At 58.8% G+C, this 25,433-nt stretch carries 26 protein-coding genes and 1 pseudogene; all 27 read right to left on the reverse strand.

Annotation, left to right across the window (positions count from 1 at the left end; all coding sequences use genetic code 11):
• The 27 genes and pseudogenes from CKW29_RS01145 to CKW29_RS01265 all read right to left on the reverse strand — a co-directional run bounded on the left by CKW29_RS01145 (position 1) and on the right by CKW29_RS01265 (position 25,419).
• Positions 1-732: an outer membrane lipoprotein-sorting protein gene (locus tag CKW29_RS01145; RefSeq protein ID WP_095147748.1), complete on the reverse strand. Its 732-nt coding sequence runs from the start codon at positions 730-732 to the stop codon at positions 1-3.
• Positions 725-1,942, reverse strand: a complete 1,218-nt coding sequence (locus CKW29_RS01150; RefSeq protein WP_095147749.1) for an FtsX-like permease family protein — start codon at positions 1,940-1,942, stop codon at positions 725-727. The genes CKW29_RS01145 and CKW29_RS01150 overlap by 8 nt, the downstream gene beginning before the upstream one ends.
• Entirely contained in the window at positions 1,942-2,295 is a 354-nt protein-coding gene (locus tag CKW29_RS01155; protein WP_095147750.1) for a hypothetical protein, read from the reverse strand. Before CKW29_RS01155 ends, CKW29_RS01150 begins: the two co-directional genes overlap by 1 nt.
• Before the next feature lie 31 nt (positions 2,296-2,326).
• Positions 2,327-2,560, reverse strand: coding sequence for a phosphopantetheine-binding protein (locus tag CKW29_RS01160; RefSeq protein ID WP_095144250.1), 234 nt, complete (start codon positions 2,558-2,560; stop codon positions 2,327-2,329).
• A 15-nt stretch (positions 2,561-2,575) separates the two neighbouring features.
• Complete coding sequence (locus tag CKW29_RS01165; protein ID WP_095147751.1) at positions 2,576-3,403, reverse strand: ABC transporter permease; 828 nt, start codon at positions 3,401-3,403, stop codon at positions 2,576-2,578.
• Positions 3,396-4,343, reverse strand: coding sequence for an ATP-binding cassette domain-containing protein (locus CKW29_RS01170; RefSeq protein WP_095147752.1), 948 nt, complete (start codon positions 4,341-4,343; stop codon positions 3,396-3,398). The genes CKW29_RS01165 and CKW29_RS01170 overlap by 8 nt, the downstream gene beginning before the upstream one ends.
• Before the next feature lies 1 nt (position 4,344).
• Complete coding sequence (locus CKW29_RS01175; protein WP_095147753.1) at positions 4,345-5,682, reverse strand: methylaspartate mutase; 1,338 nt, start codon at positions 5,680-5,682, stop codon at positions 4,345-4,347.
• Complete coding sequence (locus CKW29_RS01180; RefSeq protein WP_095144254.1) at positions 5,679-6,113, reverse strand: cobalamin B12-binding domain-containing protein; 435 nt, start codon at positions 6,111-6,113, stop codon at positions 5,679-5,681. The genes CKW29_RS01175 and CKW29_RS01180 overlap by 4 nt, the downstream gene beginning before the upstream one ends.
• A gap of 8 nt (positions 6,114-6,121) precedes the next feature.
• A complete protein-coding gene (locus tag CKW29_RS01185) occupies positions 6,122-7,390 on the reverse strand; it encodes a hypothetical protein (protein WP_095147754.1) in 1,269 nt (422 codons plus the stop codon).
• A 22-nt stretch (positions 7,391-7,412) separates the two neighbouring features.
• Positions 7,413-9,239, reverse strand: a complete 1,827-nt coding sequence (locus tag CKW29_RS01190) for an acyl-CoA dehydrogenase (protein WP_159950210.1) — start codon at positions 9,237-9,239, stop codon at positions 7,413-7,415.
• A 10-nt stretch (positions 9,240-9,249) separates the two neighbouring features.
• A complete protein-coding gene (locus CKW29_RS25695) occupies positions 9,250-10,233 on the reverse strand; it encodes a hypothetical protein (RefSeq protein WP_159950213.1) in 984 nt (327 codons plus the stop codon).
• Positions 10,230-10,760 carry a hypothetical protein gene (locus tag CKW29_RS01195; protein WP_095144257.1) on the reverse strand — a complete coding sequence of 177 codons (531 nt, stop codon included), beginning with the start codon at positions 10,758-10,760 and terminating at the stop codon, positions 10,230-10,232. Before CKW29_RS01195 ends, CKW29_RS25695 begins: the two co-directional genes overlap by 4 nt.
• Positions 10,757-11,611, reverse strand: a complete 855-nt coding sequence (locus CKW29_RS01200) for a hypothetical protein (protein ID WP_095147756.1) — start codon at positions 11,609-11,611, stop codon at positions 10,757-10,759. The genes CKW29_RS01195 and CKW29_RS01200 overlap by 4 nt, the downstream gene beginning before the upstream one ends.
• Entirely contained in the window at positions 11,598-12,527 is a 930-nt protein-coding gene (locus CKW29_RS01205; RefSeq protein ID WP_143496824.1) for a hypothetical protein, read from the reverse strand. The genes CKW29_RS01200 and CKW29_RS01205 overlap by 14 nt, the downstream gene beginning before the upstream one ends.
• A 118-nt stretch (positions 12,528-12,645) precedes the next feature.
• On the reverse strand, positions 12,646-13,803 hold the full coding sequence (locus tag CKW29_RS01210; protein WP_095144260.1) for a hypothetical protein: 1,158 nt from the start codon (positions 13,801-13,803) through the stop codon (positions 12,646-12,648).
• 3 nt (positions 13,804-13,806) lie between these two features.
• Positions 13,807-15,348 carry a class I adenylate-forming enzyme family protein gene (locus CKW29_RS01215; protein WP_095147758.1) on the reverse strand — a complete coding sequence of 514 codons (1,542 nt, stop codon included), beginning with the start codon at positions 15,346-15,348 and terminating at the stop codon, positions 13,807-13,809.
• 15 nt (positions 15,349-15,363) lie between these two features.
• Positions 15,364-16,149: a hypothetical protein gene (locus tag CKW29_RS01220; protein WP_095144262.1), complete on the reverse strand. Its 786-nt coding sequence runs from the start codon at positions 16,147-16,149 to the stop codon at positions 15,364-15,366.
• Positions 16,146-17,105, reverse strand: coding sequence for an alpha/beta hydrolase (locus CKW29_RS01225; protein WP_095144263.1), 960 nt, complete (start codon positions 17,103-17,105; stop codon positions 16,146-16,148). Before CKW29_RS01225 ends, CKW29_RS01220 begins: the two co-directional genes overlap by 4 nt.
• Positions 17,102-17,884 (reverse strand): hypothetical protein, encoded by a 783-nt coding sequence (locus CKW29_RS01230; protein ID WP_143496828.1) that lies wholly within the window; start codon positions 17,882-17,884, stop codon positions 17,102-17,104. The genes CKW29_RS01225 and CKW29_RS01230 overlap by 4 nt, the downstream gene beginning before the upstream one ends.
• Positions 17,877-18,551, reverse strand: coding sequence for an ABC transporter ATP-binding protein (locus tag CKW29_RS01235; protein ID WP_159950216.1), 675 nt, complete (start codon positions 18,549-18,551; stop codon positions 17,877-17,879). Before CKW29_RS01235 ends, CKW29_RS01230 begins: the two co-directional genes overlap by 8 nt.
• Positions 18,552-18,571: 20 nt before the next feature.
• Positions 18,572-18,811, reverse strand: coding sequence for a phosphopantetheine-binding protein (locus CKW29_RS01240; protein WP_095144266.1), 240 nt, complete (start codon positions 18,809-18,811; stop codon positions 18,572-18,574).
• A gap of 73 nt (positions 18,812-18,884) precedes the next feature.
• Positions 18,885-19,076: pseudogene (locus tag CKW29_RS25940) on the reverse strand (efflux RND transporter permease subunit); the annotation flags it as partial.
• Positions 19,077-19,657: 581 nt separating this feature from the next.
• Entirely contained in the window at positions 19,658-20,368 is a 711-nt protein-coding gene (locus CKW29_RS01245; RefSeq protein ID WP_095147761.1) for an SGNH/GDSL hydrolase family protein, read from the reverse strand.
• 38 nt (positions 20,369-20,406) lie between these two features.
• Positions 20,407-21,600 carry a hypothetical protein gene (locus CKW29_RS01250; protein WP_095147762.1) on the reverse strand — a complete coding sequence of 398 codons (1,194 nt, stop codon included), beginning with the start codon at positions 21,598-21,600 and terminating at the stop codon, positions 20,407-20,409.
• On the reverse strand, positions 21,597-22,388 hold the full coding sequence (locus tag CKW29_RS01255; protein ID WP_095147763.1) for an outer membrane lipoprotein-sorting protein: 792 nt from the start codon (positions 22,386-22,388) through the stop codon (positions 21,597-21,599). The genes CKW29_RS01250 and CKW29_RS01255 overlap by 4 nt, the downstream gene beginning before the upstream one ends.
• Positions 22,385-24,697 carry an ABC transporter permease gene (locus tag CKW29_RS01260; RefSeq protein ID WP_095147764.1) on the reverse strand — a complete coding sequence of 771 codons (2,313 nt, stop codon included), beginning with the start codon at positions 24,695-24,697 and terminating at the stop codon, positions 22,385-22,387. The genes CKW29_RS01255 and CKW29_RS01260 overlap by 4 nt, the downstream gene beginning before the upstream one ends.
• A complete protein-coding gene (locus CKW29_RS01265; protein WP_095144271.1) occupies positions 24,694-25,419 on the reverse strand; it encodes an ABC transporter ATP-binding protein in 726 nt (241 codons plus the stop codon). The genes CKW29_RS01260 and CKW29_RS01265 overlap by 4 nt, the downstream gene beginning before the upstream one ends.
• Positions 25,420-25,433: the final 14 nt, after the last annotated feature.

A 25,433-nucleotide genomic window follows, 5' to 3' on the forward strand; every position in this document is an offset into this window, starting at 1 on the left:
TCAATAATTCAAGGGGTTTCGGATAGCGGCCGGCGCGAAGATTACCGCCGGCAAATCTGCCGTGCGATAGTGTGAGAACTCCATTACCGTGTAATTCGCACTGTTGCCCGGATCGAGCAGGATCAACTGGCGTAAGCGCTCACGGCCTCCGTCAACGTCGAACTTCACGTACTGCGCCACTTTCAATACCTTGCCGGAGCTGGCGAAGTGGTAGCTACGAAACGGCCGGTTACTCTGCTGCTCGAGCAAGAAGTCCACACGCGGATACAGCACGCCCGGCTGCTTGGCTACCGCCGAGACCCGCTTGTAGTCGACCCCATCGACCACTTCGATCTTCAGTTCCTCGATGGTGTAAAGATCAAGGTCGATGTTGAGGATATCGCCGTTGCTAGCCTCCCCCATGAGTCGGTCGGCTGCCGAAATCCGCACCATACGCGAGGTGTTCGGCAGCGAAAGCCACATCTGCTGGCCAGAGAACAGGATGCGCCGACCCGCGTAAGCAGCTGGAGCGGTGAAGTCCACCAGCACTGCAGAAAAATTTCGAAACAGTACGCTCGATTGCTGCGTCGGCCCGGACTGTTTACCACCACGGAAGGTGGCAACGTGCATATCGAAAATGAACGGTTCATCGGCATATCCGCGGTACAGGCTCATCTCGCGAAGATCCGCCTCGGGATCCGCATGCACGAGCGCCGGCAGCAGGGCGAAGAACAGAAGCAAGACTCTAAACATGACGCAATGCTCCGACGATGGACGTATTGGCTGCCTTGATCGCCGGCAGCAGACTCGCTACGAACGCCACCAGTACCGCCAGCACACCAGCGAGGGTGAGATTGGGCCCAGTGACAATGAATCGCAGCGGATAGTCGACCGTGGAACCCGGCGGTGTCGGCATATTCAGTCCCGAGTTAGACAGCAGCTCCGCCAGCCCCAGCGCCATCCCCATCCCCAACATCGAACCGACGATCCCCAGCAGCACGCCTTCTAGCGCATATTGCCTGGCTATCTCCAAGCGCTGATCACCGATGGCGCGGGCGATACCGATCTCACGAGTGCGCTCGACAACGCAGATGGCGATGGTGTTGGCCACGGCAAGCACCACGAACAACCCGATCGCCGCCTTGATCACCAGGAAGATGGTGCTGAACAGATCCACCACTTCGCTGTAGGTGGGCGCCAATGTCCGCCAGCCTTGAATTTCCAAGCCGTCCGGCAGCACCGCCGCAGTGTCATCCACGAAGGTCTCGGTTGCATCGGTGTCCTCCAGCAACACCGCGATGCGAGTGATGCCATCGGTCATCAGGAAAGTCTGCGCGGTCTCTAGAGTGACGTACATCAGCCGGGCATCGCTTTCGCGCACGCCGGTGGACACCAGCCCGATCACCTCCAGATCGATGCCGTTGAGTGTGTTGTCTACGGTGCTACCGAGCAGCGTCACCGTGTCGCCCGGCTTAAAACCCAGCGCGTTGGCCAGCCCCACGCCCAGTAGGATGCCGTTGCTGTCGTCCTCGAACAAATCGCGGCCGGCGGTGATGCGCAGGCCCGAACTGACCAACGCCGAGGTGTCCGGGTCGACGCCGATCATCTGCCCGACCTGCGAGAACTCACCGTTACTGGCCATTACCGAAGTTTCCACCCGTGGCGTCGCTACCCGCACGCCGGGCTGGGCTTTCAGCGCCGCCAGCACCCCAGCGGCGGTTTCGGCCGGTATCAGCACACTGACTGACTGCAGGTTGCCGCGCGTCTGCAGCCCTTGAGCAAATATCTGCGCATGGCCGAGCCCGGACTGGATCATGCCGTCACGCATCCCGCGAAACATCGAGGTTGCGTAACCGTCGATCAGCACCACTAGCACCACGCCGCACAGGATATTTGCGATCACGAAAGCGGCCCGCCGTGGCGAAGCCAGGCTGTTACGCAACACCAGTTTGAGGGTGCGCATCACTCTACCGCTCCCACCGGCGCTGCCAACCAGCGTGCGATCTGCGGCCCGGCCTCGTACAGGCAGGTTAGATGATCGCCCGAAGACATACCGTGCCCCTGCAGGTCGGGCACCAGCACGGTGGTGCCACTGGCCTCGTGTATAGCCTTGGCAAGATCGAGGTAACCCACGTTCATATTGGCGCCGGCTCCATGAAAGAAAATCATGACCTGCGTCGTCTCAGCATCGTCGCCAAACAGACCGGCGAGCAGTGTCTCGTGATCACTCGTCGTGATCCGGACCCGAGTTTGCGGCAGGCAACGACCGCGCCGTATCGCTTCGGACACAAAATTCTCGTACATGAGCTCGTTCATGGAATTACTCCGATAAGACGTTACGCCGGAATCAGGCCAACAACAGGGATTGCATCTGTTCATCGAGTTCACGAATGGTCGTGTTCTCGTCGATATTGATGTCTTCGTAATTGGTGACTTGGGTGTAAATCTGCTGGCAGATAATCACCATCTCCACGATATTCATTGAGTCCACGCCAAGCTGCGACATCGGTGCATCTACGTCGATGTTCTTCAGCTCCAACATCTTTTCCATTTCTGCGGCGAACTGTTCGAGCGTTGTCATATCTTGTTTCCTCAATTATCTCGGCGATCCGTTCGCCAGGCTCCAGTTGAATTTGGCTGTAGCGAACCAGATAAGCGCAGCTCCGATCACCACCATCACTCCAATTGCCGGCGCCGTATCGAGCAGGGTCTGAGTTCCCGCGTACAGATCGCGCGCGTCGCTGACGAAGCGATAGATCGGTGAGAGTTCGACCACGGCCCGCATCCCAGGGGGCAGAATGGCCACCGGCAGGAACAGGTCCGACAGGAAGATGACCGGGATGTTGACGATATTGGCAACAGCATGGGCAGTCGCAGTACGATCGATCAGCGCGGCCAGCACCAGGCTCAAACCCAGCAGTACCAGGCTGCCAGCGGCCACATAGACCATGAACCCGCCGAGCCGACCGAGGCCAATACCGGTACCACCAGGCGCAGATGCAAGGTGTGAGAATCCCAGAGTGAAGACCGCGCAGAAGATCAACAGGATCAGCAGTCGCGCGGTGATGAAACCGAGGAAAAACGAACTCTTGCCGAACGGCATCAGGTTGAATACCCGCAGGTTGCCGTTAGCGCGCTGCTCGACCAGTACCACCATGAAGCTGAACAGCGAAGTGGAGATCAGCGTCATCACCACTAACCCGCTAATCAAGTAATCGGCATAGCTCAGATGTGCCCCGGTCGGCGAGTCGCCACCGCCGAAGATTAGATTGAGGATAAAGAACAACATAATCGGGTAGATGAATGTCCAGAAGATCGCGACCGGCACATGCAAGTACGCGTCCGCCTCCATCCAGAAGAACGAGCGAACGATGCCAGCGTTAAGATCCGAAGGGGGGGCAGCAGTGGTATCGGTATTAGTCATTTCTCAGGCTTCCCAGAATGTCGGCGGCTCCGGTTTTCCAAACGGAGAACAGGGTCGTATCGGTGGTAGCGGCAAGCTCGACCAGCCTCGGGCGCAACTCGTCCTCGCCGTACACGGTCAGCCGACCGTTGCGGCGCTGCAGTCGGCGCAGGTAAAAAGTACCGTGCAGCGCCGCCTCGACGGCGTCGAGCACTTCCTGCGGCCCCTCGAAACGTGCCCCCAAGGTTCCGAAGCCATCTGCGACCAGAGTGTTCTTGTCGGCATGTGCCTCAACCCGGCCATTGGCGAGCATCAGCACTTCGTCGCATATCTCGACCACCGCCGCAGAGTGAGTCACGAATAACGCCGAGAACGCCTCATCGCGTGCCCGTGCATCCAACAGCGCCTCGGTGAAACGCGCTTCGTAGTACGGATCGAGGTTCGAGGTGGGTTCATCGAACAGCCCTGAGCGCGGTCGATGCGCCAGCGCCAGTGCCAACTGCAGCCGCTGCCGCTGCCCAGAGGACAGCTGCGAGAAACGCTGCTTGGCGAGCTCCGGCACACCGAAAAGTTCGAACACAGAGTCATCAGAAACGACATAGGCAGCGCGGTGCAGTTGGCAGATTCGACGTACGCTGTACTGCGGATTGAAGCTGGCATCCTGTAGTTGCACACCGATGTCATTGCGCTCCTGCAACGACCACTTGCCCGGCATCCCCCTACCCAGGCTGACCTCCCCGGACTGCGGCTTGAGCATGTTGGCGAGCAGGCTCAGCAGGGTCGATTTACCGGAACCATTTGCGCCAATCAGCGCTGTAAGCCGGCCCTCCGGCACCGTCAGCGAAGGGATCACCAGATCGAACTCCTGACTCGCCGTATAGTGGACATCGCGCACCTTGATCCACGGAGGTCGCGTCACCGGCACCAACGTGTTCAGTTGTTCTAAACTCAAATAGCCCATGTCATGCCCTCAACGTTGAGAAATAAAACAGAGAGTCGCGCACGGCTTCACTGAGCGAAGGGTGCTTATCGCCACCGGTGCAGGTCGCCCCGCGTAATGTTCGTTCGGAAAACGGCAGGTTGCCCGTCCGGCCAAAGCGGATTGCTCCTGCCGCATCGCGCACCGGGTAGATATCTCCCTGCGCCACCGGATTGGCAGGAAACGGGATATCCAGCCGACCGCTGGCGAACGCTTCCACCAGCGCGCCGACGATATCCGGCGCCGACAGCACCGGCTCGACGATCTCAGAGGTCTCGGCCAGGATCTGCTCACGCTCGGCGACGATATGCGCTTGCGGTAGTGGCAGCGTGGCCAAACGACCGCTGAGCGCCGCGCGTGTGAGGCGCAGACCGGCAATATTGGACGACGCGGTCGGCACTCCGATGGCTTCGTGATAGGTCTTACAGATAATCTTGTGGGCGCCGCCGTAGAAGCCGGCCAACCCACCGGAGAAGATCAACCCGTCGGCGCTCGCCCGGTTTTGCGGGAACACCCCCATGAACTGATGCAACACCGGATGTACTGCTACGTCGACCGGCAGCCAGCGCGCGGCTAGTAGTGGGATCGCCTGTAACGCAGCAATGTCCTGAACCATATTGCCTCCTTGCGGAATGGCAATGGAGATGGACTTCACCCCCGCCCGCGCGGCCATCACCGCCTCGATAAAGGTGCAGGCGAGCGCGATCGAGGGTGGCACCGCCACGCCGGTGAGCGAGCCAAACATTTCCCGTTCGATAACCATGCCTGCGGCGGTGAAACGCGCAGCAGCATCATCAATTTCGGCCCAAGCGGCGAGAGACTGCTCGATAGGCACATCGCGGCAATACGGGATGTTGTATCCAATCGGGCCGCCCTCGAAACTCGAAAGTCCGGCGGCGAGGGTCTCGGCGAACAGACGCCGACCATCGTAGGAGCCATGTCGGACCTGCAGCGGCGCATCGATCGAGTCAGCCAGCGCCCGCACCGCGCGGTAGCCGTGCGCTACCAGCGGAAAGCCGTTGAGCCGGCTAGGATCGTCGGCTAGAATCTCTGCCGCGCGCTCGAAGCGCTCCAGCCGGGTATGGCTGTCGATAGTCAGGCTCAGGACCTCCGGCGCGGCACCCGCCTCCAGCTCCTGCAGTAGTGTTTTCATCTCCATCAGCCCACCTACTCCGCAGCGCGGCTGTACGATGGTGCGACCGGCGACGGCAGCCTCGGCCATGCGTTCGGCTACCGTTGGGCGCTTGCGGGCGAAGACATCGGCGAGGATTTCGTCGAGCGGCGGCAGATCGCTCGCCAGCCGCAGGCAGGGGAAGCTCATACCACTATCTCCAGCGGGTAGTCGCAAACCACTGTCTCAAACAGGTAGTCGATCAGGCTGTCGATAGTCGAGCAGACATGCGTCACGCCCACACTCCGCAGGCGCTCCTCGTGGATGGTCGAATCGCCAACACCGACGAAATAATGGCCGCCCAGGATCACCGGAATCTCGCTATCCGCGCCAAGCGCGTCGGACAGACCGATCAGATCGTCGTAGGCCGATCCGTTCTGGTTGCTGATCACGATTGCTTTGGCATTGGTGCTACGGGCCCGTTCGACGAAATCCGCCACGCTATTGAAACCGCGCATGTTTTCCACCCGAAAGCCGTTCTGTTCCAGACTCAATGCGATCAGGTAGATCGATACAACGTGCGCATCGCTTTCCGTGCCGCCGATGACGATAGTGCCGCGATGATTAAGTAACGCGTTCATATATCCCCCTAGAGTTGGAGTCGCAATTGCAAGCTGAGCTGCGTTGGTTTTCGTCCAAACTCGGACTCGCCGTTGCCAAATGTTTCACTTGCATTCAGCCGCACGGAGACATGCTCCCCGATGGCGCGGCCAAACTCGATAAAGGCGAGGCTGCTGCGGTCGTCGGCACCGTAGTAACCGCCGGTTGTCAGCGTGAAGGGATAAAGCTCGTCGCCGGCCGTATAGCTAGCGAACAGGTAGTTGCGGCGTAGGGTTTCGTTGCGCCCGAGCTCAGCGCTGTCACTGATAAGACTTGCACCGGAGAAGTCGCCCCAGGCAATGCCAGCGACAGCGGCATCATTGGCGGCGATAAAGCTCGCCCATTCGGCATCGTCGTAGCCGTGGCCGTTGCGGTAGTAACCGGCGTCGATCTGGCTGCCACCGCCCAGCGCATAGCGCATGCCAAGTATTGCGCGTGTGTACGTGCCGTCTTCGTGCGACTCCGCGTCCCATCCCGTCGTCGTCAGCGGACGCAGATCCCGCCGGCGCGCCACATCAGCTTCGGCCGCAAGGATGGTGCGGTCGAGTTCGACGTCCAACGACCCGCCAATTCGGTTACCCATGTCAGGGTCATTCACCAGTTGCGTCGCCAGCCGAGCCGCTCCGGCTTGCCAGGCATAGCGAGCCGCGCTGAATAGCGTGTCAGACTTGATGTCACCCAGATCATCTTTCTGGCTGCCGACCATCGTCGTCAACTGCCCCTGACCTAGCGCCATCGAGGCACGCAGGTAGGGATCGGCGTCGTTGCGTTCAAGGTCTTGCGGGTCGATTCGAAAGGCATAACCCAAGTGGGGATCAAGTGGATGAACCATGTCGAAGAAGCTCCACCCGGTGTAGTCGTACCCAGCTTCGAGGGTCATCTCACTAGAGTGAACCAGCCGCGCCCGGCGCAGTCGCAGATCGTCCTGCTCGTCGTCCCGCAGTTGCACGGTAGCATCGAAGACGAGTGCCATGCCGGCACCTCCGGAGACACCCGCCAGCAGATTGAGTGCCTGCGAGTCTTCGCGAGCCCCGGCAAGGGACTGCAAGGGTTGCGGTATCCAGGTGCGGGTAGCTTCACCCACCAAACTGGCATGGGTCTCGATGCGGGGAGAGTTCGCTGACCGGACGTCCACATCCGGCGTCTGCTGGATAGGTACCGTCACCGCGGGCAGATCGTCCAGCACCACCTGGTCGAACCCCGACGGCAGATCGCTAGCACATCCCGCTCCGACGACGGATAGAGACAGTAGCGTCATGAGCAGCCTAGACCTCACCGACTCATGCCGACTGCGTCGAGCCGGCCACAAACGGCTCCGGCGCGTGCTGCAGTTCGGCGGCGATGGCGCGAGCAGTGGCGATGCCGCGCGGCAGTAGGCGATGCACGAAGAAACTCGCCGTCTCCACTTTGAAGGCGTAAAACTCTGCATCCTCGGCAGCAATATTGCCAGTATCGAGCGCCTTGCGCGCGATCACGCCAGCCTCCAGCAAGTGCCAAGCGATGACGAGATCGCCAAGCGCGGACTGGAACTCCACCGCAAACTCCGACACATCGTTCATCTGAATACACACGCGCTGGCCGATAGCTTGGGCTGCCGCCATGACCGCCTCACAGGCGTCGCGTACAACAGCAACTTGGCGAGCGAAGCGCCCATCGGCCTCGGCACAAGCCACTACCGACTTGATCTGCGCCAGCAGCACTTCGAGCCGCTGCAAACGCACGCACATGCCAAGCTTGTCACGCAGCAGGAATAGCGCCTGTATGTGGTTAGTCCCCTCCCAGATCGACAACACCTTGCAATCGCGGGCGTTCTGCTGTGCCGGGTAGTCACGGGTAAAGCCGACACCGCCCATGGTCTGGATAGCGGTCTCGCAAACCCGCCAGGCGCTGTCAGAGTTATAGGCCTTGACCAGCGGCAGCAGCACTTCGCTGATGTCGATAGCCGCGCGACGCTCCTCGACAGTGGACTGCAGGTCGTTTTCGATCGACTGGCAGTGGCCTAGGCGCGCCAGCAACGCACGGCAGCCAGTGGTATAGGCGGCCATTTCCAGGCGCATGCGGCGTACGTCCGGATGCTCGGCGATCGGAAGACTGGGCGCACGAGCGCTCATCGACTGGTCGAACCTCTTGCCCTGAATGCGCTGCAGCGAATAAGCGTAGGCAGTCTCATAGGCCGAACTGGCCAGACCCAACGCGAAAATCCCCGTGGAGATGCGCGCAGGCTTCATCATCATCATCAATTGCTGCAGTCCACGGCCTTCGACCTCGCCGAGCAGGTAGCCCTCGGTAGGCACTTCCTCAGAAAAGGTAATCAGGGCATTGGCACAGCCCTTAAAGCCCATCTTCTGCACCACATCACGCACGCGAATGCCATTATCGACGCTCGGGCAACCGTCAGCGCCGAATCGATAACGCGGCACCAGGAAGCAGGACAGGCCGACCATGCCGCTCTGGGCCGGATCGGTACGGCACAACACAAAGTAGTAGATGTTATCGGTCAACTCATGGCTGCCCGCTGAGATCAGCCACTTGTGGCCGCTCACTCGATAGCTGCCATCTTCCTGACGGGTAGCGAGTGCGCGCAACCGGGTCAGATCGGAACCAGCCTCCAACTCGGTGATGCACAGGCAAGCGGTGGCGCTCAAGTCTTCAAGCGCCGGACGGTAGAGTGCGTTGAGCTCGACCGTGCCGTGTGCGCCAAGCAGGCTGAGACCGGGCTGCGAGAAGCCGACGTAGGTCATGAAGGAGGCATTACCCGACATGAACATCTCTACCATCATGTTCTGCAGGATAGGCGGCGGCATAAGGTCGTCGACGGCAGCGCTCATCCAGCGCGCCCAGATCTCACGATAGGCGACCATCAGCGCTGGATAACTGTCCGGCAGTTGCACGGTGCCGGCCTCAGTCAGGAACGCTTCCTGCTCGTCGGTCTCACGGTAACTGCACGCCAGCGGACCTTCGGAAAACTCCTGCGCCTGCTTCAGGTTCAAGGCGATGAACTCTCGGCTCTGCGGCGAAGAAAAACCGAGCGTATCCTGAATGCGGAACTGCTCCCAGAGCAGGAAATTCATATCACGTAGCGGCGCTTGATAGGTCAGCTTGTGCATATAAATAGCCTCAGTTTCGAAGGGTCCACTGGAAGTAAAAATTGTTGCGTCCATAGAATTCGCGGTCGGCGTAAAGCACATGGGTCGGGCGCACCGGCACGGTGTCGTGTTCGCCCAACAGAGCGATTTCTCCCAGATCATGGCGATCAGCTTTGCCGAACGTCGGTTCGTAGGTGAGCCGCACCGGCTCGGTTGTTCCGTCGTCGACACGGAGCCACTCCAGCGCCATCAGGCCTATCCGGCCACCAGCGCCCAGGCAGGCAACGATCAGCGCCTGGGGGGGGGGGTGGTTAATATGGGAAAGCATGTCAAGCAGTGGACGCACGCTCATGAAATGGCGCTCGTCGCTTTCGATAGAGGGCAACCAACGCTCTGGTGGCGGCACGGCCCCCTCCCTCAGCATCACCGTCAGCAGTTGCAGCAGCCGCTGTGACCATAGCGAGACGTTCTCGAAGGTAACTATTTCCGCGCCCGGCAGGCGTAGGCATAAGTTCTCCAGGCAACGCGCGAGTTCTTGTGACAGCTTCGCCGTGCCACCGAAGCTGCCTCGGCGGGCGAGGATTTCGCAATGTCCGATCTTGGCTATCGCGCCTTTGCGCTCCTTGCTCAGATCCATCACACAGGCGACATCCTGGGCAATGAAGCCATCGCCGCCGTCGCCGAGCTTGGCCACGTCCAAGGTGTGCTGCACGAAACTGGCCGGCGTCTCGAGCGCTAGGATGCGGCAGTACCGAACCGACCGCTGAACGAACTCCAGCACGGTGGCGAACAGACCAGTACAACCGATGGAAACGAAGACGATCTCCCCCGTGTATCCACGCGGCATGCTGGCTCGGAGGATTTCGCGCGCACGCGGCTCGTGAACGATGTCGATCTCGGCCGACGAGGTGACAATGAACAGTTCGATTCCTTCGGCCCCATCCAGCCCAGTAGGAATCTCGCCACCTTCAAACAGGTAGATCGCTGTGATGTAGCAATCGGTGCCGAGGATCATGCCCGAGCCTCCGTCAGATCGATCTGCTCGATCCCGCAGTCGTTCAGCGCATCGGCGATACGTACCATCGTCTCAGCCGCCCCGACGGGTGCGTTGTACCAGCGCAACAGTAAGCGGTTGTCGCCGTCCTCAAGCATGTGGCGCAGGAACCCCTCGCGCAGACCGAAGAGACTCACACCCTTGGCAGCCAGCCGCTCGCACTCATCCTCCAGGCCCAACAGGAAGAACAGGTCCTTTCCAAACAGCGACTTTGGCATCCGCATGATGCTGGGCATGCGCGAGTAGACGAGGATTTCCTGGAACAGCCCCTCGGCCTCGTGACGTAGGATGCCGACGATATCGCTCAGTAACTCGTACTTGCGCTCGTAGGTCACCCGCGAGGCCGGCCAGGAGCCACGGCCCAGTTGTCGGTAACTGTCGAAATCCAGGTCGTCGTGAAAAGGCGGCGTATGAAAGCCGGACGGAGCGGGCTTGCCTGGTCGGTAGGTGTGCACCAGCAGCCCCTGATACTCAATCACATGCGTCATGAGGCAACCTGTAAGGTCGAGGCCCCAGTCCCATCGACGAAACCGTAACGCACCGTCGGCGACAGCCGTAGCTTGGTCATTGCCCAGTAGCCGCGTAGCGAGGCGGAAGTAGCGGTGTGCACCTGCCCCGGCTGCAGCAGGCCGCCTTCCAGATGGGTGATATAGCTGATCCAGGTGTCGGAACCGAAGCAGTGCCCCCACTGTGCGTGGAGATCGGGCATCACTCGATCCATCGGCAAGAAGTGTGAGTAGATCCCTGCCATCTCGACGGGCAGGTAAGGCACGTTGGCGAGCCCTTCGGGTGTCTTGGCGAGCCATTTGCGCAAATCAACGCAGAACTCACCCATGCCTTGGCTCGACTGGGCGACGCTGACCACCCCATTACGTTCCTCTACCGGCGGCAGGCGCAGCAACACCGCCGAGATGCCGAAGCCCGACGCCCCCCAATTGGGGTCACCGCGCCAGAAGCTGATGTCGAGGATGTTCAGATCCGCCACCAGGATCAGCGCATAGGTGGCCTGCGGTGTACGCCGCGCCGCGTAGTCGAGCGCGTAGCCCCAGCCGGCACACTCGTAGGAAGCGGTGAAGTTCTGCGGCACATGCACACAGTGACGGGTGATCTCGGCGCGGATGCTCTCCCAACGCAGCCAGCCCGAGGTGAACGGCATGTCCATGATCGTGCTCACGACCATGCTGAAGCCGATCTGCGCAGGATCGATGCCTGCCGTCGCACGACTCACTTCGTCGGCCAGTAGCCGCCCGATGACACGGGCGGCCTGCTCGCCGCCGCTACGGATCTGGGTCGGTAACACCGGCAACGACCGATAGAACACCGCCTCAAGCTCCAACATCACGGAACCTCTTGTTGCGCTGGTAGATCTCGAAGAAGCAGCGATACGAACTGCCCTCCATCTTCGAAAAACCGAGCAGATCGCGCGCATCGCCTTGGGCAGGCACAAGACCGCTGATGACCAAATGCACCCATGTTTCGTTGGCGATCCACTTGAGCGCCATTGCCTGGTCTTCGGAGAAGCGGTCGAAGTAGCCGAGTTCTGCCTGGTTGATCGCCGCCCCGGACAGAAAATCAATCGAGGCAGATGCCACCTCATCCAGGCGCACCCGCCCCTGTTCCTCAAGCCATAAGATGTGTGCAATCAACGCACGAATCAGCCAAGGTCGCGCCATCGTCAGGAAAATCTTGGAGGCAATCGGTCCACCGCGGTTCATCATCCAGGATGGGGAAGCGGCCTCAATGGTGAGTTTGACGTTGCCCAACGGTAGATGGCCGTCGAGGAAGGTCGGACCGGACTGCGAGGTCTCGGCTTGGGCGTACACCTCGGGCGGCAGTAGCAACGAGGCGAGGACCATCGAAGCGCCCTGGCGCACTATGATGATTGCGAAGTCGGCTCGGTTGGCGTTCATCGAACAGATTTTGTCGATCGTCACACGCGGCGGCTCACCCGGCAGCAGCACCGAGTTCCAGTCAGCCGCCAGCGCGCCGCCACGGTCAGTCATCGCAAAGCAGGCCTGCTTGCCCTGCCCAACCCAGTTTCGCACCAGCGCTGCCTGCTCCTCAGTACCGGACAGGTCAATCATGATCGCTCCGAGCAGGCCGAAGAACTGCGCTGCGTGCGGTCCGAAACCAGTGCGGCGTACCTCTTCGACCAGCGACCGGATGGCGTGCACCACATCGTGCGAAGGCAGCGGGGTTCTAACCCGGCTCTCCTCGACGCGGGCGAACGGCTGCAAGCTGTCGGCGATCGTCATGTCGCTGTCAGTCAGTCGGGTAGCCGAGGCCTCCATTAGGCGCCGTACAGCGGCGGGAACCTCAGTGTGCCGAGCGAGAGCATCGAGCGCTGGCATAGCCAGAATCCTACCAATGGGATCAGACGACATAGCTGGACGCCTCCCCTAACTGCAGGAAATTATTCATGGAGTAGGTACGCGTATAGGCGCCACAATTTTCAAATACCAGCATGTCGCCGGCTTCGATGGCGTAAGGCGCCAGGCCGATGACGTCGTCGCGGCTGCAAGTAGAGCCGGTGATGATGGTTTCCTCGCCCTCGGGCAGCGCCTCGGGGGTACGCCCATAGACCCAGGGCGTGCGGTACTTGCGCATCATGTTTTCCGTCTGCGCCAGAAGGAAAGCTTGCGCCATGCCACCGTCGCACACCACATAGCGCTTGCCGCAGACCGATTTCGACTGCAACACCTTCACCGCGAACACGCCACAATCAGCAAAGATCGCCCGTCCGAATTCATGTACCAGTTCGTAGCGTGACGGGAACGTAGCCAAGACTGCGCGGTAGCTGGTGAAGTCGTGGCCGCGCTCGGTCCAGTTCTCTTCTAGCCCGCCGCCAAGGTTGAGTACCTTGATCGGGTAGCCCAGCCAGGCTTCGACCTGCTCGACAATCTGTCGCATTGCCTCTACCACGTGCAGCGATGCCTTTGCGAACGTGTGCGGGCCGGCATAGAGATGCAACCCGTCGATCTCGATACCCAGCTCAGCTGCGCGGCGGATTGCCTGCACGACTTGCGGCATATCCATGCCGAACTGGTCGTCGCGAAGACGCGGCACGTCAGGACTGAACTGGGCGATCAGCTTGTTGGACAGCCGCAGGGTGATAGGCTCGACCTTCCGCACGCCGCGCAGCCGAGCGATCATTTCCAAGTGTGAGGGGGTGTCAAGGATGAAGCGCGCCCTGGCACCAAGCGTGGCCCGCACCAATGACTCGTTCAGCGCCGGGGTGTTGACGTAGAAATGGGGCGATTGTAGACCGGCACTCATGTGTAACTCACCGCGAGAGGCTACCTCGATGCCGTCGAAGTACTCCGGCGGCAACCGCGACAGCAAATCTTGCTGGTTCGACGCCTTGAACGAGATGATGACTTTTGTGCCGAGCGCTTCTTTCAGCAGGCGGATACGACGCCGCACCGCATCCGCCGAGAATACGAAGGCTGGCGTCTGCACGTTCGACAGGTCGAGCGACTCTGTCCAGGACTCTCCAGCATCAGGGAGTCGTGCTTGGGTATTAGCGGACATAGGTCAGAGCTCCTCCGCCATGATGCGCAGCTTGTTGAGATCAATTTTGCCGACCGGCGAGGCCGGCCATTGCTTCAGGAACTTCACCAGCCGGGGCTGGATGGTCGGATGCAGTTGAGCGAGAATGCCGTCGCGCAGCGCCGCTTCGGCGGCATCATCGCCGGCTACGTTAGTGACCGCGAACAGCACCGCGCTCTCGTCGCCATCCGGCTCCGTACGACCGACCACCACCGAGGACTCGACGCCGACGGTAGCCTCGGCGGCCGCCTCCAGATCACGCGGATACAGGCAGTAGCCACGCTGCTTGATGAGCGCCTTTGAGCGGCCGCGGAAGAACAGGCAGCCATCCTCGTCGCGCACAAACAGATCGCCAGTAGCGAGCCAGTTGTCGTCGCGATAATGACCGGGAATCAGGCGAGCCCCGCCAGCGGCCGCCGGCGAGTGGTAGCCCTGCATCACCGAAGCGCCACGCACATAGAGCTCGCCGTCGACGTTGTCGGGTGCCTCAACCAGTTGCCCATCCTTGTCGGCGATGACCACGCGCGCGTCCAGGCCGGGCATCGGTCCACCGACAGAGCCGGGCTTGGACTCGACCAGCTCCGCGGGCAGGAACAGAGCGCGCTTGCTTTCGGTCAGCCCATACATCGGCACCACCTGCACGCCCGGGAAGGCGCGTTGCAGAGCGGTGGTGGAGGACGGCGCCAGATGACCGCCCGTGTTGGTGACAATCCGCACCCCCTCAATCACGCTGCCAAAGGTGTTGAGAACGCGCGCCAGGCCGGATGCCAACGCCGGCACCACTGGAATGATGGTCGGCTTGCAAGACTTGATCATTTCCAAGATGCGCAGTGGGTTGGTGACTCCGCTGCCGAGATACAGCGTGGTGCGAGCGAACATCGCAAACAGCACCTGGTAGACGCCATAGTCCAGGAACATCGGCGGGATGCAGAGGATCCGGTCACACGGCCCGATGCCCAGGTAGGCGGTGATCGCACGCAGCGCGCAGAGCACGTTGGAATGGGTCAGCAGTACGCCCTTGGGTGAGCCTGAGCTGCCCGATGTGAAGATGATCAGGCCCAGATCCTCACCGGTGGCTACCCGTGGATTTCGCAATTCGATCAGCGGCACCGCACAAACGCGTTCCACCGCCGTGACGCTACCGTCGCCGCCGACAATGGCCTTGGCACCGGACTGCTCGACGATGGCGGCATGGACCTCTTGCGCACCGCTCGGGTCGACCGGACAAAGCGCACATCCCAGCGCCCAGACGCCGAGAATGCTCGCCACGCCGCCCAAGTCATTGCGAGCTTTGACCACCACCACGTCACCCGGTACGACCCCGGACATGGTGAGCTGCGCAACCACCTCGTCTACCTGCTCGACAGCCAGCTCCACACCATCGACATCACGAATCAGACCAGTGGCTCGGTCGCGCAGCATGGCGAGTACAAGATGTTGCAGGGTGTGTGCCCCGAGGCGCGGATCACCTTGGGGAAGCATGCCTTCTGCGACACAGTTCAATGCGCTCAGCGGTCGGTTTAACATGTCTGTAACCCCATTCTAATGAAGCGAGAGAAAGGAGAATTGGCAGGCGGCAAGTGCCGCCGCCGCATCGCCAGGCTGCAGTTGCGGTTCGCGCGCCAAGGGCCGCCCAAAACCATGCGGACTGACGATGAAGTACTTGCCTAAGGCCTTCGGGCGTGGCCCGAAAAAGCCTCGCCGGATAGCCAGCGCGATGAGGTTGACGCTAAGCGGGTCGCCAGCGCTAAGCAGCGGCAGCGCCAGCTCACGCGGCTGGGCGTCAAACGTTTGGTTGGGATCAACCAACACCAGTCGGCCAGACTCCAGACCGAGGTATTGCGCGAGCTGCGTAGCAATCGCCGGCCCCAGGCCGTCGGTCAAAATACGTTGATGCAGGATGCCAGCCGATAAGGTGGCGGAAAGACCGAGCGCACGGCGACGCTTTTCGGTGAGTACGACCATCCGACTCTTGACTGCCTGGTAGGTCTGCGGTGCCAGATGGGAAAGGAACCTCACTGGCGACTCCACCGGCGCCAGCGGCAGCAACACGACGGCGTTATCGACTGACTCCAGCGTCAGGGTCGCGAGCAACTCGGGATGAGTTAGCAGAGTACCGTTGCTGGCGGCGAAGTTGCGTAGCGGCACCGCATACTCGGCAAACCCTTGGCGCAGTCCCGCAACGAATTCCAAGCGCAACTGCGGGCCATCCGGCAACGCGGTGGGAGCCGTAAACTCCAGCTCATCGTGCAGCGCCACACCGTAGAGTGCGAGATCGGCGATCAACGCCACCGGGTCGCGGCGGGTGGATAGACTAAGGAGGCTCATATGCTCTCCTGCCTTTGCGCCGACTCCAGCACCAGGGTGTCTAGCCACTTCAGTAGGGCCTGCGCCGACAGCAGCAGCGTGGTGAAGTGATCGCCACCCGCCTCATGCAGGGCCTGCAGGCTCGCTTGCGGGGCGATCAGCCACGGCAGCAGCGTGCGTACGGCATCGGAGTTGACGAAGCCATCCTGGCCACCTGTCGCCAGGAATACCGGACAGCGCAGGCGGGCTAGCAGCAGGTCGACTCGGCCGACCATCGAGCCGCGTACTCCACGGGCAGTGTAGGTATAGGGAGCCTCGTTCTTGCCCGACGACTGGTAAGTGAGCACCGGCGCGGTGCCACACAGGCCAGTCATGCGATGGAACAGAAAAGCGCCGAGACGGAAGACCATCCTGCTACCCGGTGCCCTCCCCTTCACCTCGGCTTCGGGAGCCGGCCTCAGCATGTAGCGGAAGTAGGTGCCGTAATCTCGGCCACCGGAGTTGCGACGCACCAACGTGCCGTCGTCGGCAAAAGTGGGCGTGAGCATAGCGAAGCCGGCCACCTGCGGCGCAGCCACCTCCGCCAGTACCCGCGCCGACATGGCCGCGGCGCCGGAATGAGCAGCGAGCACAACCGGCAGCCCGAGCGTCTTTACTCGCAGCAGCATCCAAGCGATGTCCTCGCAGTAAACGCCGTGGTGAGCAATGTCACCCCGCGCTCCCTCAGACTTTCCGTGGCCGCGCTGATCCGGCATGAGCACCAAATGTCCGCGTGAAGCTAGCAGGCACCCGACCGTTTGGTAGTAACCTGAATGCATTCCTGCGCCGTGCAGCAGCAGCAACACCGTGCGCGCCACACCCGGCGGACAGGCCACACGCAGGTGCAGCGCGGTGCCGTCACCCATCTTGAGCGTAGCCTCTCCCTGCGCGCCCTCGACCTGCCAGCGGTCGAAGGCTTGAGCCACCTGGGCGGTCATCGCCCCAGCCCCATGATCAAGACCTGAGCCCGCGCCTGCCAGTACGGGACATTGCTATCGGCCAACTCACTGAAGATACGACGGGCGTCGTCCTTGCGGTCGACCTTCTGGTAAGAAAGGCCGAGCAATTCAAGCAGATACCAACGTGTCGATTCGTTGATGGCGAACCTACCCGACACCAGTGCCTCGAAATCGCTGACAGCGATGGAACCACGCCCGGCGACCATGGGCGAATACAGCGCATTGCTACCGCGCTGCATCAGCACGCCCCCATTGTCCGGGTTATCCCGCACTAGTCGATCCAGAGTCCGAGTGACTGATTTCGTTATGGCTAGAGCACCCATCGGCGAAACGGTCATGCCCGCTTCGATCGCATGTACATTGGTAGCGATGGCAGCAATTTCCGGGTCATCGTCGGACACTGCGAGAATTGTGGCCAGTAGTTCTTTGGCGGCGTTCACTCCATCTGGCTTGGGCGGCATTTCCTGGGCCGTACGCCTCAGTACCAGCAGCGCGAGTTGGCGGCGCTTTTCGATAGGTAGCTGGGTGACGTTCTGCGCAATTAGTTGCTGGTAGAGACCGTCCAGGTCGGAAGTTTCGAAAGACACAGGCCCACTACCCGTCTCTTTTGTCACTTCATTCAATACTACGCTTTCAGATCGCTCATCCGACGAGCCAATCAATTTACCAACAGATGAATTACCCGACGCATCGCAAGCCGAACTAAGAAATAAACAAGCTACAACACCGATTGAAACTAACTGTTTAAATTCAAACATTGGCAAGTACCCCATCGGTTATTACAAGCCTTTGATCGGCGAATCGCTCCGTCATTGGGTCGTGTGAGATAAGAAATACTGTCGCCTTTCGCTCATCAGCGAAATTGCGCAATATCGTCATGATGTTTTCGGCATTGGCGGCATCTAGCGCACCCGTTGGCTCATCGGCCAGCAGGATGCTCGGCTCCTGTGCCAGTGCCCGCGCTACCGCGACGCGCTGCTGTTCACCGCCGGATAACCGATCCGGACGCACGTGCATGCGATGGCTCATACCTACACGCTCCAGCGCACGCTCTATCCGCTCCCGCACATCCTCCGCCCGTCCATCACGCAGCGGATAGGCCACGTTTTCGGCTGCCGTCAGCGTCGGAAACAGGTTGTAGGCCTGGAAAATCAGCGCAACCTCGCGGCGGCGCATCGCCGTGCGCTGACGATCGGATAACTGATCCACCCGCTTGCCCATCAACCACAGCTGGCCCTCGGTCGGAGAGATCAAGCCGCCCAGCACCGAAAACAGACTAGATTTGCCTCCGCCGCTTGGCCCTTGTAGCAAAGTGACGCTTCCCGGCAGGCAACTCAGGCTGGCGGAACGTACCGCCTGAACCTCCTCACCACGCAGGTGGTAAGTCACGGCGATATCGCGCGCTTCGAGCATCGGGCTTTGCATGATAGTTCCGCCACTTTTCATTAAACGGATAGACTAAGCATCTGCTCGTCGATCTCTCGAAGCGTCGTGTTTTCGTCGATATCGATCTCGTCGAAATTGAACACGTTCACATAGACCTGTTGGCAGATAAGTATCAACTCCACCACGTTCAGAGAGTCGATACCGATCTGCGACAATGGCAGATCGAGATCCACGCTTTCCAGCGCCAACATATCCTTAATTCCGCATGCCAACGCTTCAATCGTGCTTGTAGTTTCCATTGGCTTCCTGCTCCAGTAGCAAAACAGATACAGACCAACCATGAGGGGAAGGCAAGTACTGTCGTTATTAAACGGCCAGGCTCTTTTTAATCGAGACAGTAACTCGCCGTTCGCCCTCCAGCACTGAAAGTCCGGAAGCCGAAGCATTGAGTTGTACCGGCACGTTGGTTATGTCAGATACAGCATCGATGAGTAATCTCTAGTAGCTGTTAATGCCAAGACCCACCATGAGCAAAACAGCAAGCATCACCGCGATGCGTTGCATGATCGCGAACAGGATCAACCGTTCAAATAGGAGTTGTACTCGTGCGATGCAGACCAATGGGAATATTCAGCAGAGCACTTACCCAACTGTGACTTGAGAATGAAGCGGCCATCAGCGGCCACTTGTATGCCAACAGCCAAGCCTTGAACGACCCCATATAGTCTGCGTCGCGCCCGCCAACCGTCACATCCAGATTGACGCTTCTGGATTTGACCTGGTTAAAAATCAAGACACGTTATCCATAACCCATTCCATAATGGCTGACCCGTTGACATACGACCACCCAGAATCGTCACCTCATTAAAGACCCACAAAAATTCTTATGCGTCTAACCGTATAGCGCAAAGTATCTGGTTTCGGGTTGTCTAAAACTGCAACCTTGGTGATTTTTGGAACGGCGATTGTTCGAGAAACTCCTCCAAGGGGAGAGTCGGCTTTAGCACTGTCCCACACCTCATTTCAGTCCATATTCCTACGTAAAAATATCTGTGTACCTAGGAACCGACCCAAACTCTTGTATGAATTTTCGTACACAATTGCCGCTGGATGCTTGAGAAGCATGAGTAGGTGGGGCCGACATCTTACTTGTGATCAACGACTACCGGAGTGACCGTAGACTGTTCCGTCAATAGGGCGCCATCGTTGGTGCTACCACCATCTAGCAGTGGTAAAACATAATGAGCTAACGCCTCCCCCAATACCGCGTGCGCGGAAAATTCCATGTGCACCCCATCCACATCGCTCACCTGCACGCAGCGACCGGCATCGAAGAAAGCACAGCTGCGTTCCTGCGCGAGATGGCAATAGAGTGACGACAGCTCTTTACTGCGTGCGGCATGAAGGCCGAACTTTATGGCAATGTCCCCCTTGGGCATAATTATCGGGGGGGGCGCCACCAGAAGGATCGGTGGAACCGGCATTCCCGGTTCGATAGGCGCTTCTCGTACGCAATCGATCAAGGCAGACATGCCGGCTACCGAATCATTGGGCGCGCAGGAATGCATGGACTGGAAGTCATTAGTGCCTAGCATGAGGATCACCAGCGCCAGTGGCGACTGGGCCTCGATTTGCTGGGCTAGGCCTATCCCGCCATGTCGCCCGGGTTTTAGAGGATCATGCATGGCTGTACGCCTGCCGTTCAGGCAATCTTCGACGATGCGTACTTCCCTGCCCGCCGCTATCAGACGCTGCTCTAGCACTCCCGGCCAGCGTTGCTGAAACTTCATACGTTGCCGGGTGCCTGGAATGATCCCCCAACTAAGAGAGTCCGAATAAACCATTATTTGTTGCATCAATGTCTCCAGCGAGTTTTTTATTCCTAAAGTAACGCCTAAAAAAAATGGCGCAGTTCCATGAATATAATTTTCTCAGGGATGAAATTACCCCCTAGAGAATCCAGCTCTCCATGTGCGAACTGACTTTGAACATTCAATCGCCAACCATCCTTGAAACCCCAGCCATAACGCAGATAACCGATGTTTTCGCCTTTCTGCCCCTGCATATAGCCTAATTCGGCATCGCGCTTGCCATCGAACTGCTGACGCAAATTGAAGGTGAGCCAGCTTTGCCTTTTCCTGAAGTTCTGCGACAAACGTTGGTTATAACTTTCCAGAAGTGGGAGCCCTTCAGAGTCCGGGAGATTCGAATGATGATGAATCAGTTGCAGGCTCAATGTGCCATCCTTCCATATGCCTTTATCAAGCCCTAATGTAGCAAGCCATTCCTGCTCGGGCATACCGGGGTATGCCTCGCTGTCGTTACGAATATAGGCCACATCCCAGCGCAGGATATCGCCGTCCAGATTCACACTGCCATCGGTGGCGACACGTTGTTGCCGGTATGCCGAAACCTCCCCCCTGCGATCCATTACCGGATACAAAGCGCTTCCATGCAAATAGCTGGCGCCCAGTTCCCACGGCCCGTTACGCCATTCGACCCGCGCCAAGCCGGCGTCGACCGGATCTTTTTGCAGCGGCTGGTCCTCCGAAAGTGAGGAAACCATTGCCTCGGGCAATATATCGCCACGGTCCTGGCGAATGGCAGCCAAGGTGACAGTTGTTTCTGTCGAATACAGATCCAGCCGTAAGGCAGGTAGACCTATTTTTTGCTCTGTATCCACGGTGGTTAATTGCGTGTAGTCCCTGGGCGAGAACTGGCCTTGCGGATGCAACCAGTCACTACGCCCTTCAGGTAAAAATTGCCGGCCCAAGGTCAAGTCGTAGCTCTCGCCACTTTTCCGTACCCAGCCCTCACGCAGTAAGCTGGTACTGCTGTTGTCTCCAAGATTGTCATCGCTTGGTAATTCCGCTCTGAATACCGACTGTAGCGTTCCGGCCGTAAACTGCACATCAACGTGACCGCGCCCTCCCAATACAGTTTTCTCATCGCTGAAGGCTTCGTTGGCATCCCCGGCAATCAAGGAAACCCATCCAGAAATCTTCGTTTGCGGCAGCTGTTCTTGGGCATTCGCAACGCGCACCGTCAATAGTATCAGCAGTACTAGTATCAATACGCGAACGTTCATCTCCCTCTCTCAAGGCTGCGCACAGTGAACATCTGGGTATTCAGGCCTTGATCAAGCTTACGATTGTGATAGTTGATCGTCGTTTTATGGGTGATGCGAAAATCCGTCATTTCCACCTGATTCATGCGCCAGCGCTTTTCGATCAACTGGGGGGCGCTCGAGGACATACGCTTGATTAACTCGCCGGCCTTGTCATAAAAATCGATCCTTCCGGTGACAAGACGCTCGGGATCTATCCACAACCGTTTTTTCCCATAAAAGGTTTCTTTCTTCAGTTGGGCATCCTTGGGTATCTGCTCGACTATCAGGTAGTCACGCCCTTCCAGGCTGTCCTTGCTTATGAGGGAAAAATCGTACAACTCCACCTTGTCGTCGCTGACATCTTCATAGAAGAAATCGGTTCCCATATAACGATCGGAGCGGTTGCTTGATGGAATTTTACGGCTCGTATGATAGGCCGGAAGATACAACCACTGATCATCGGCGCGGCCCTTGTTCTCCAAGGTCAACACCGCGCTGCCATCCATTTCCGCTGGACTGGAGAAACGGATCAGGCGCATATCCTGATCACTACCCGGCTCCCGTTGGCGCTGATAGAAGGTCGCCGTGCGTCTATTACTGCTCCCCTCTTTATCGACAAGTAACATATCGATCTCAACTTGCTCATCCGCCGGTGAGGCATTACGTTGCACTGCCAGTACCAGGTCCTTGGGTGACAGTTCGCTCGCGGATGAATATCCACAGAAAAAAACCAACAACAGGGCAAACAGTTTATTTGGGACGCTCATATGGTTCTCCCTCTGAGATATGCGGGTACATTCAATTTCATCACGGCATTGATCCCCAGCCAGCCGACAAAAGGCGCCACGACTACACTGGCAAACATCGGCAGGAGAAAATCCCTAAGGCTGTAGTGAGCTTCAACCGCGTACCAAACCTCACCCATACGGGCATTCAACAGATGGACCAGCAACACACCGATGATTGGCGACAGCAGTAAAGCCAGCGCCAGTTGCACTGCCACACCCAGAAAAATGAAGCGTCTGAGTTTGCTGCGGGAGAAGCCCAGTGCGCGCAAGGTTGAATACTCACCACGACGTTCGGCGATGGATAAATGGACCAGAGTGGTAACGATCAGCAGAGACACCATGATGGCGAAGACAATAGTCACATTGACCATCCCCATTTTGTCTCCCATCTGCCGCATCAGGCTTTCATATAACTGCTGACGATCCGTGACGCGCGCCACCAGGTCGCCCTCAGCGATCAAACGCTGTCGGGCTTGCGGCTCGGATTGCAGATAGTAACCGCTCACCTTATCTTCCATCTGGGCCAGTTTTTGTGCATCGGCCATAGTAAGGGTGACTGTTTGAAGGAATATATCGTCGGTCACCCCGACGACCCTGACCGTCAATTGCTGATTGCCTTTTTGCAGTTCAAGTTCATCGCCAAGATGACCATTTAATTCCCGTAGCAAGTCCTGGCTGATGACGGCTTCGCCATCTCTGGATACAACACGACCCAGACCAGGGGCCTGACTGTGCAATGCTCCGGTGACCTGTCCGGATAGCGCGCCGATTGCATAGTGGCTGCCTAGACGTACTTCCGTATTTGAGCGGAAATAGGGTTGTCCCTGGGCGACAACCACTCGCCGCAACAATTCTTCTGCCTCATCTTGATAAACCGGGTAGCGGAAATCGATCGTATAGTTCCAGCTATCGCGCTTGAAACTTTCGCCTACTGTGTCGAAGTTCGAGGTCATCGCCAGACCATAACTGATCGCCACGCCAACCGAACCGCCCATGGCCAGAATGGCGGCAAGGCTCAATTCCCTCTGTCGCCACAGGTCACGAACAATGAAGCGAAGTAATAGCGGCCATCTTGCAAGTTCCAGCGGCATCCACTGATGCCCCCGAGACTGCTCCGTCAACAATTCTCGAGGTAAGCGCCATAGCATTGGCCAGCATGAAACCAATACGGCCATCACGCCGCAGCATATTCCGAGGCCCAGCGTTTGAATGGCGAGCCACGGCTCGAACGTGCGGATGACTTCTGGCAGTTTCATGGCCTGGGCATAGGCGCTTCCGATAGCACCGCCCGTAAACCAACCTATCAGCCAGCCAAGTCCCCCCCCTAATACGCCGAGAACTGCGCCGAGTATCAGTAGAGTGACAAGAATTCTTCGTCGAGGTATGCCAAGGCTCAACAACACCGCGAACTCCCGCTGTTTTTCCACAGCGAAGCGGCGGAAGGTAATTACTCCCATTGCGAGCGCCAATAAAATCAAGGTCACAATGATCGCAGGGCTATAGGTGCCAAAGGCATTGATCTCCATGCGCAGCTGTTTAGTGCTGTAGTTTTCGGCCTGTGGAATAAGACGCTCTACATTCAGGCTTCTCACGGCACGGGCGATCTCGGCCAGCGCCTGATTGGGGTCGGCATCTGCACGCAAGCGCAGCAACAGGCTATTGACCATGCTGAACCCCAGGCTCTTGCGCAGATCCCCCAACTCTGCCCAGACAACGCCAACCGATCCTGGCTCCGCCACTACATAGTCCGGGTTGGAAGACGTCACCAGGAACTCCGGACTCATAACGATTCCTGCCACCCGGCGCTCAAACAATTTACGCCCCACGTTGACGGCAATCCGATCTCCGACCTTATAGCCGTGAAACTCTGCCAAGGCCCGATCGATCAATACTTCGTTCTGACCCGCGAGGGGCATATCCCCCTGCAATATGCGAAGTTGGTTGAGCGTTGTCTGTGGCGTGTCCTGAAAAATCATCAGTGTCGTTAGTGGGCGACCATCCGCCAGTTGGATGAACCCTGGAAAAACCAGACGTGACTCCACCGACTCGATCATGGGGAGTGCCGTCAGATTCGGAAGATTATCCCGGTCCTCAGGCAATAACTGCACTTCAACATCGGCGAAGTGCATGTCCTTCAACATCTGCTGTTGCGTCGTCAGCAGATTCGACAACGCCAACTGGATACCAAAGAAAATCCCACATCCCGCTCCGATGATTAGTAACAGGGCCAGCACCCGGCCGCGGATCAGCAATAGGTCTCGAATAAGCTTGCGCGCCAATATGCTCATGCGCTCAGCCCTCTTACTTGCTCGTGCAGTTGTCCGTGACTCAGGCGCAGGATCCTGTCGGCGCGAGCAGCCACCGTAGCGTCATGGGTGATCAATAACAGAGTCGTTTTGACTCGCCGCTGCATATCGGCGAACAACTCCATGACCTGCCCCGCCGTATCCTCGTCAAGATTGCCTGTAGGCTCATCCGCCAAAATCAAGGGTGCCTCCCGCACCAGAGCCCGGGCAATGGCCACCCGTTGTTGTTCGCCTCCGGAAAGCTGCGAGGGATAACGCTTGGCTTTTCCCGCCAGGCCGACTTCATCGAGGGTCTGGAGCGCACGCGCGCGGATGTCTTTCGGCGGAGAGTTCAGCGCCTCCAGGGCCAACATCACATTTTCCAGGGCAGTCAATGTCGGCAGCAGATTGAAGAACTGGAAAACGAATCCGACCTGCTGTTGCCGGTAGGTTTCCAACTCCGTTGCCTTCATCTTGCCGACATCCAGTCCATTGACCTGAATTTGCCCTGAGGCACAGCGCTCCAACCCCCCGATCAGATTTATCAGGGTCGATTTTCCGCTTCCCGAAGCCCCCAATACCGCGACGAATTGCCCGGTAGTCACGCTCAGGTTTACCTCTTTCAGTACTTCAACCGGCCCTTCTCCTCCGGGGAAGGTATAAACGAGCCGGCGCAATTCGATCATGGGCGCGAGGTCTTCCAGATGTTTCTGCTGCTGTGTCATACGGCTATCCTTAT

Source organism: Pseudomonas sp. Irchel s3a18 (assembly GCF_900187535.1).
Taxonomy (GTDB): domain Bacteria; phylum Pseudomonadota; class Gammaproteobacteria; order Pseudomonadales; family Pseudomonadaceae; genus Aquipseudomonas.

What these genes read in the sequence shown, in the direction of transcription:
- CKW29_RS01260 (WP_095147764.1), bottom strand. Translation starts at nt 24,697, where the DNA reads ATGAGCATATTGGCGCGCAAGCTTATTCGAGACCTATTGCTGATCCGC.
- CKW29_RS01215 (WP_095147758.1), bottom strand. Translation starts at nt 15,348, where the DNA reads ATGTTAAACCGACCGCTGAGCGCATTGAACTGTGTCGCAGAAGGCATG.
- CKW29_RS01195 (WP_095144257.1), bottom strand. Translation starts at nt 10,760, where the DNA reads ATGACGCATGTGATTGAGTATCAGGGGCTGCTGGTGCACACCTACCGA.
- CKW29_RS01165 (WP_095147751.1), bottom strand. Translation starts at nt 3,403, where the DNA reads ATGACTAATACCGATACCACTGCTGCCCCCCCTTCGGATCTTAACGCT.
- CKW29_RS01150 (WP_095147749.1), bottom strand. Translation starts at nt 1,942, where the DNA reads ATGCGCACCCTCAAACTGGTGTTGCGTAACAGCCTGGCTTCGCCACGG.
- CKW29_RS01235 (WP_159950216.1), bottom strand. Translation starts at nt 18,551, where the DNA reads ATGCAAAGCCCGATGCTCGAAGCGCGCGATATCGCCGTGACTTACCAC.
- CKW29_RS01230 (WP_143496828.1), bottom strand. Translation starts at nt 17,884, where the DNA reads ATGTTTGAATTTAAACAGTTAGTTTCAATCGGTGTTGTAGCTTGTTTA.
- CKW29_RS01245 (WP_095147761.1), bottom strand. Translation starts at nt 20,368, where the DNA reads ATGCAACAAATAATGGTTTATTCGGACTCTCTTAGTTGGGGGATCATT.
- CKW29_RS01250 (WP_095147762.1), bottom strand. Translation starts at nt 21,600, where the DNA reads ATGAACGTTCGCGTATTGATACTAGTACTGCTGATACTATTGACGGTG.
- CKW29_RS01240 (WP_095144266.1), bottom strand. Translation starts at nt 18,811, where the DNA reads ATGGAAACTACAAGCACGATTGAAGCGTTGGCATGCGGAATTAAGGAT.
- CKW29_RS01255 (WP_095147763.1), bottom strand. Translation starts at nt 22,388, where the DNA reads ATGAGCGTCCCAAATAAACTGTTTGCCCTGTTGTTGGTTTTTTTCTGT.
- CKW29_RS01170 (WP_095147752.1), bottom strand. Translation starts at nt 4,343, where the DNA reads ATGGGCTATTTGAGTTTAGAACAACTGAACACGTTGGTGCCGGTGACG.
- CKW29_RS01225 (WP_095144263.1), bottom strand. Translation starts at nt 17,105, where the DNA reads ATGACCGCCCAGGTGGCTCAAGCCTTCGACCGCTGGCAGGTCGAGGGC.
- CKW29_RS01200 (WP_095147756.1), bottom strand. Translation starts at nt 11,611, where the DNA reads ATGTTGGAGCTTGAGGCGGTGTTCTATCGGTCGTTGCCGGTGTTACCG.
- CKW29_RS01185 (WP_095147754.1), bottom strand. Translation starts at nt 7,390, where the DNA reads ATGACGCTACTGTCTCTATCCGTCGTCGGAGCGGGATGTGCTAGCGAT.
- CKW29_RS25695 (WP_159950213.1), bottom strand. Translation starts at nt 10,233, where the DNA reads ATGATCCTCGGCACCGATTGCTACATCACAGCGATCTACCTGTTTGAA.
- CKW29_RS01190 (WP_159950210.1), bottom strand. Translation starts at nt 9,239, where the DNA reads ATGCACAAGCTGACCTATCAAGCGCCGCTACGTGATATGAATTTCCTG.
- CKW29_RS01145 (WP_095147748.1), bottom strand. Translation starts at nt 732, where the DNA reads ATGTTTAGAGTCTTGCTTCTGTTCTTCGCCCTGCTGCCGGCGCTCGTG.
- CKW29_RS01265 (WP_095144271.1), bottom strand. Translation starts at nt 25,419, where the DNA reads ATGACACAGCAGCAGAAACATCTGGAAGACCTCGCGCCCATGATCGAA.
- CKW29_RS01210 (WP_095144260.1), bottom strand. Translation starts at nt 13,803, where the DNA reads ATGTCCGCTAATACCCAAGCACGACTCCCTGATGCTGGAGAGTCCTGG.
- CKW29_RS01180 (WP_095144254.1), bottom strand. Translation starts at nt 6,113, where the DNA reads ATGAACGCGTTACTTAATCATCGCGGCACTATCGTCATCGGCGGCACG.
- CKW29_RS01155 (WP_095147750.1), bottom strand. Translation starts at nt 2,295, where the DNA reads ATGAACGAGCTCATGTACGAGAATTTTGTGTCCGAAGCGATACGGCGC.
- CKW29_RS01175 (WP_095147753.1), bottom strand. Translation starts at nt 5,682, where the DNA reads ATGAGCTTCCCCTGCCTGCGGCTGGCGAGCGATCTGCCGCCGCTCGAC.
- CKW29_RS01220 (WP_095144262.1), bottom strand. Translation starts at nt 16,149, where the DNA reads ATGAGCCTCCTTAGTCTATCCACCCGCCGCGACCCGGTGGCGTTGATC.
- CKW29_RS01160 (WP_095144250.1), bottom strand. Translation starts at nt 2,560, where the DNA reads ATGACAACGCTCGAACAGTTCGCCGCAGAAATGGAAAAGATGTTGGAG.
- CKW29_RS01205 (WP_143496824.1), bottom strand. Translation starts at nt 12,527, where the DNA reads ATGACGATCGCCGACAGCTTGCAGCCGTTCGCCCGCGTCGAGGAGAGC.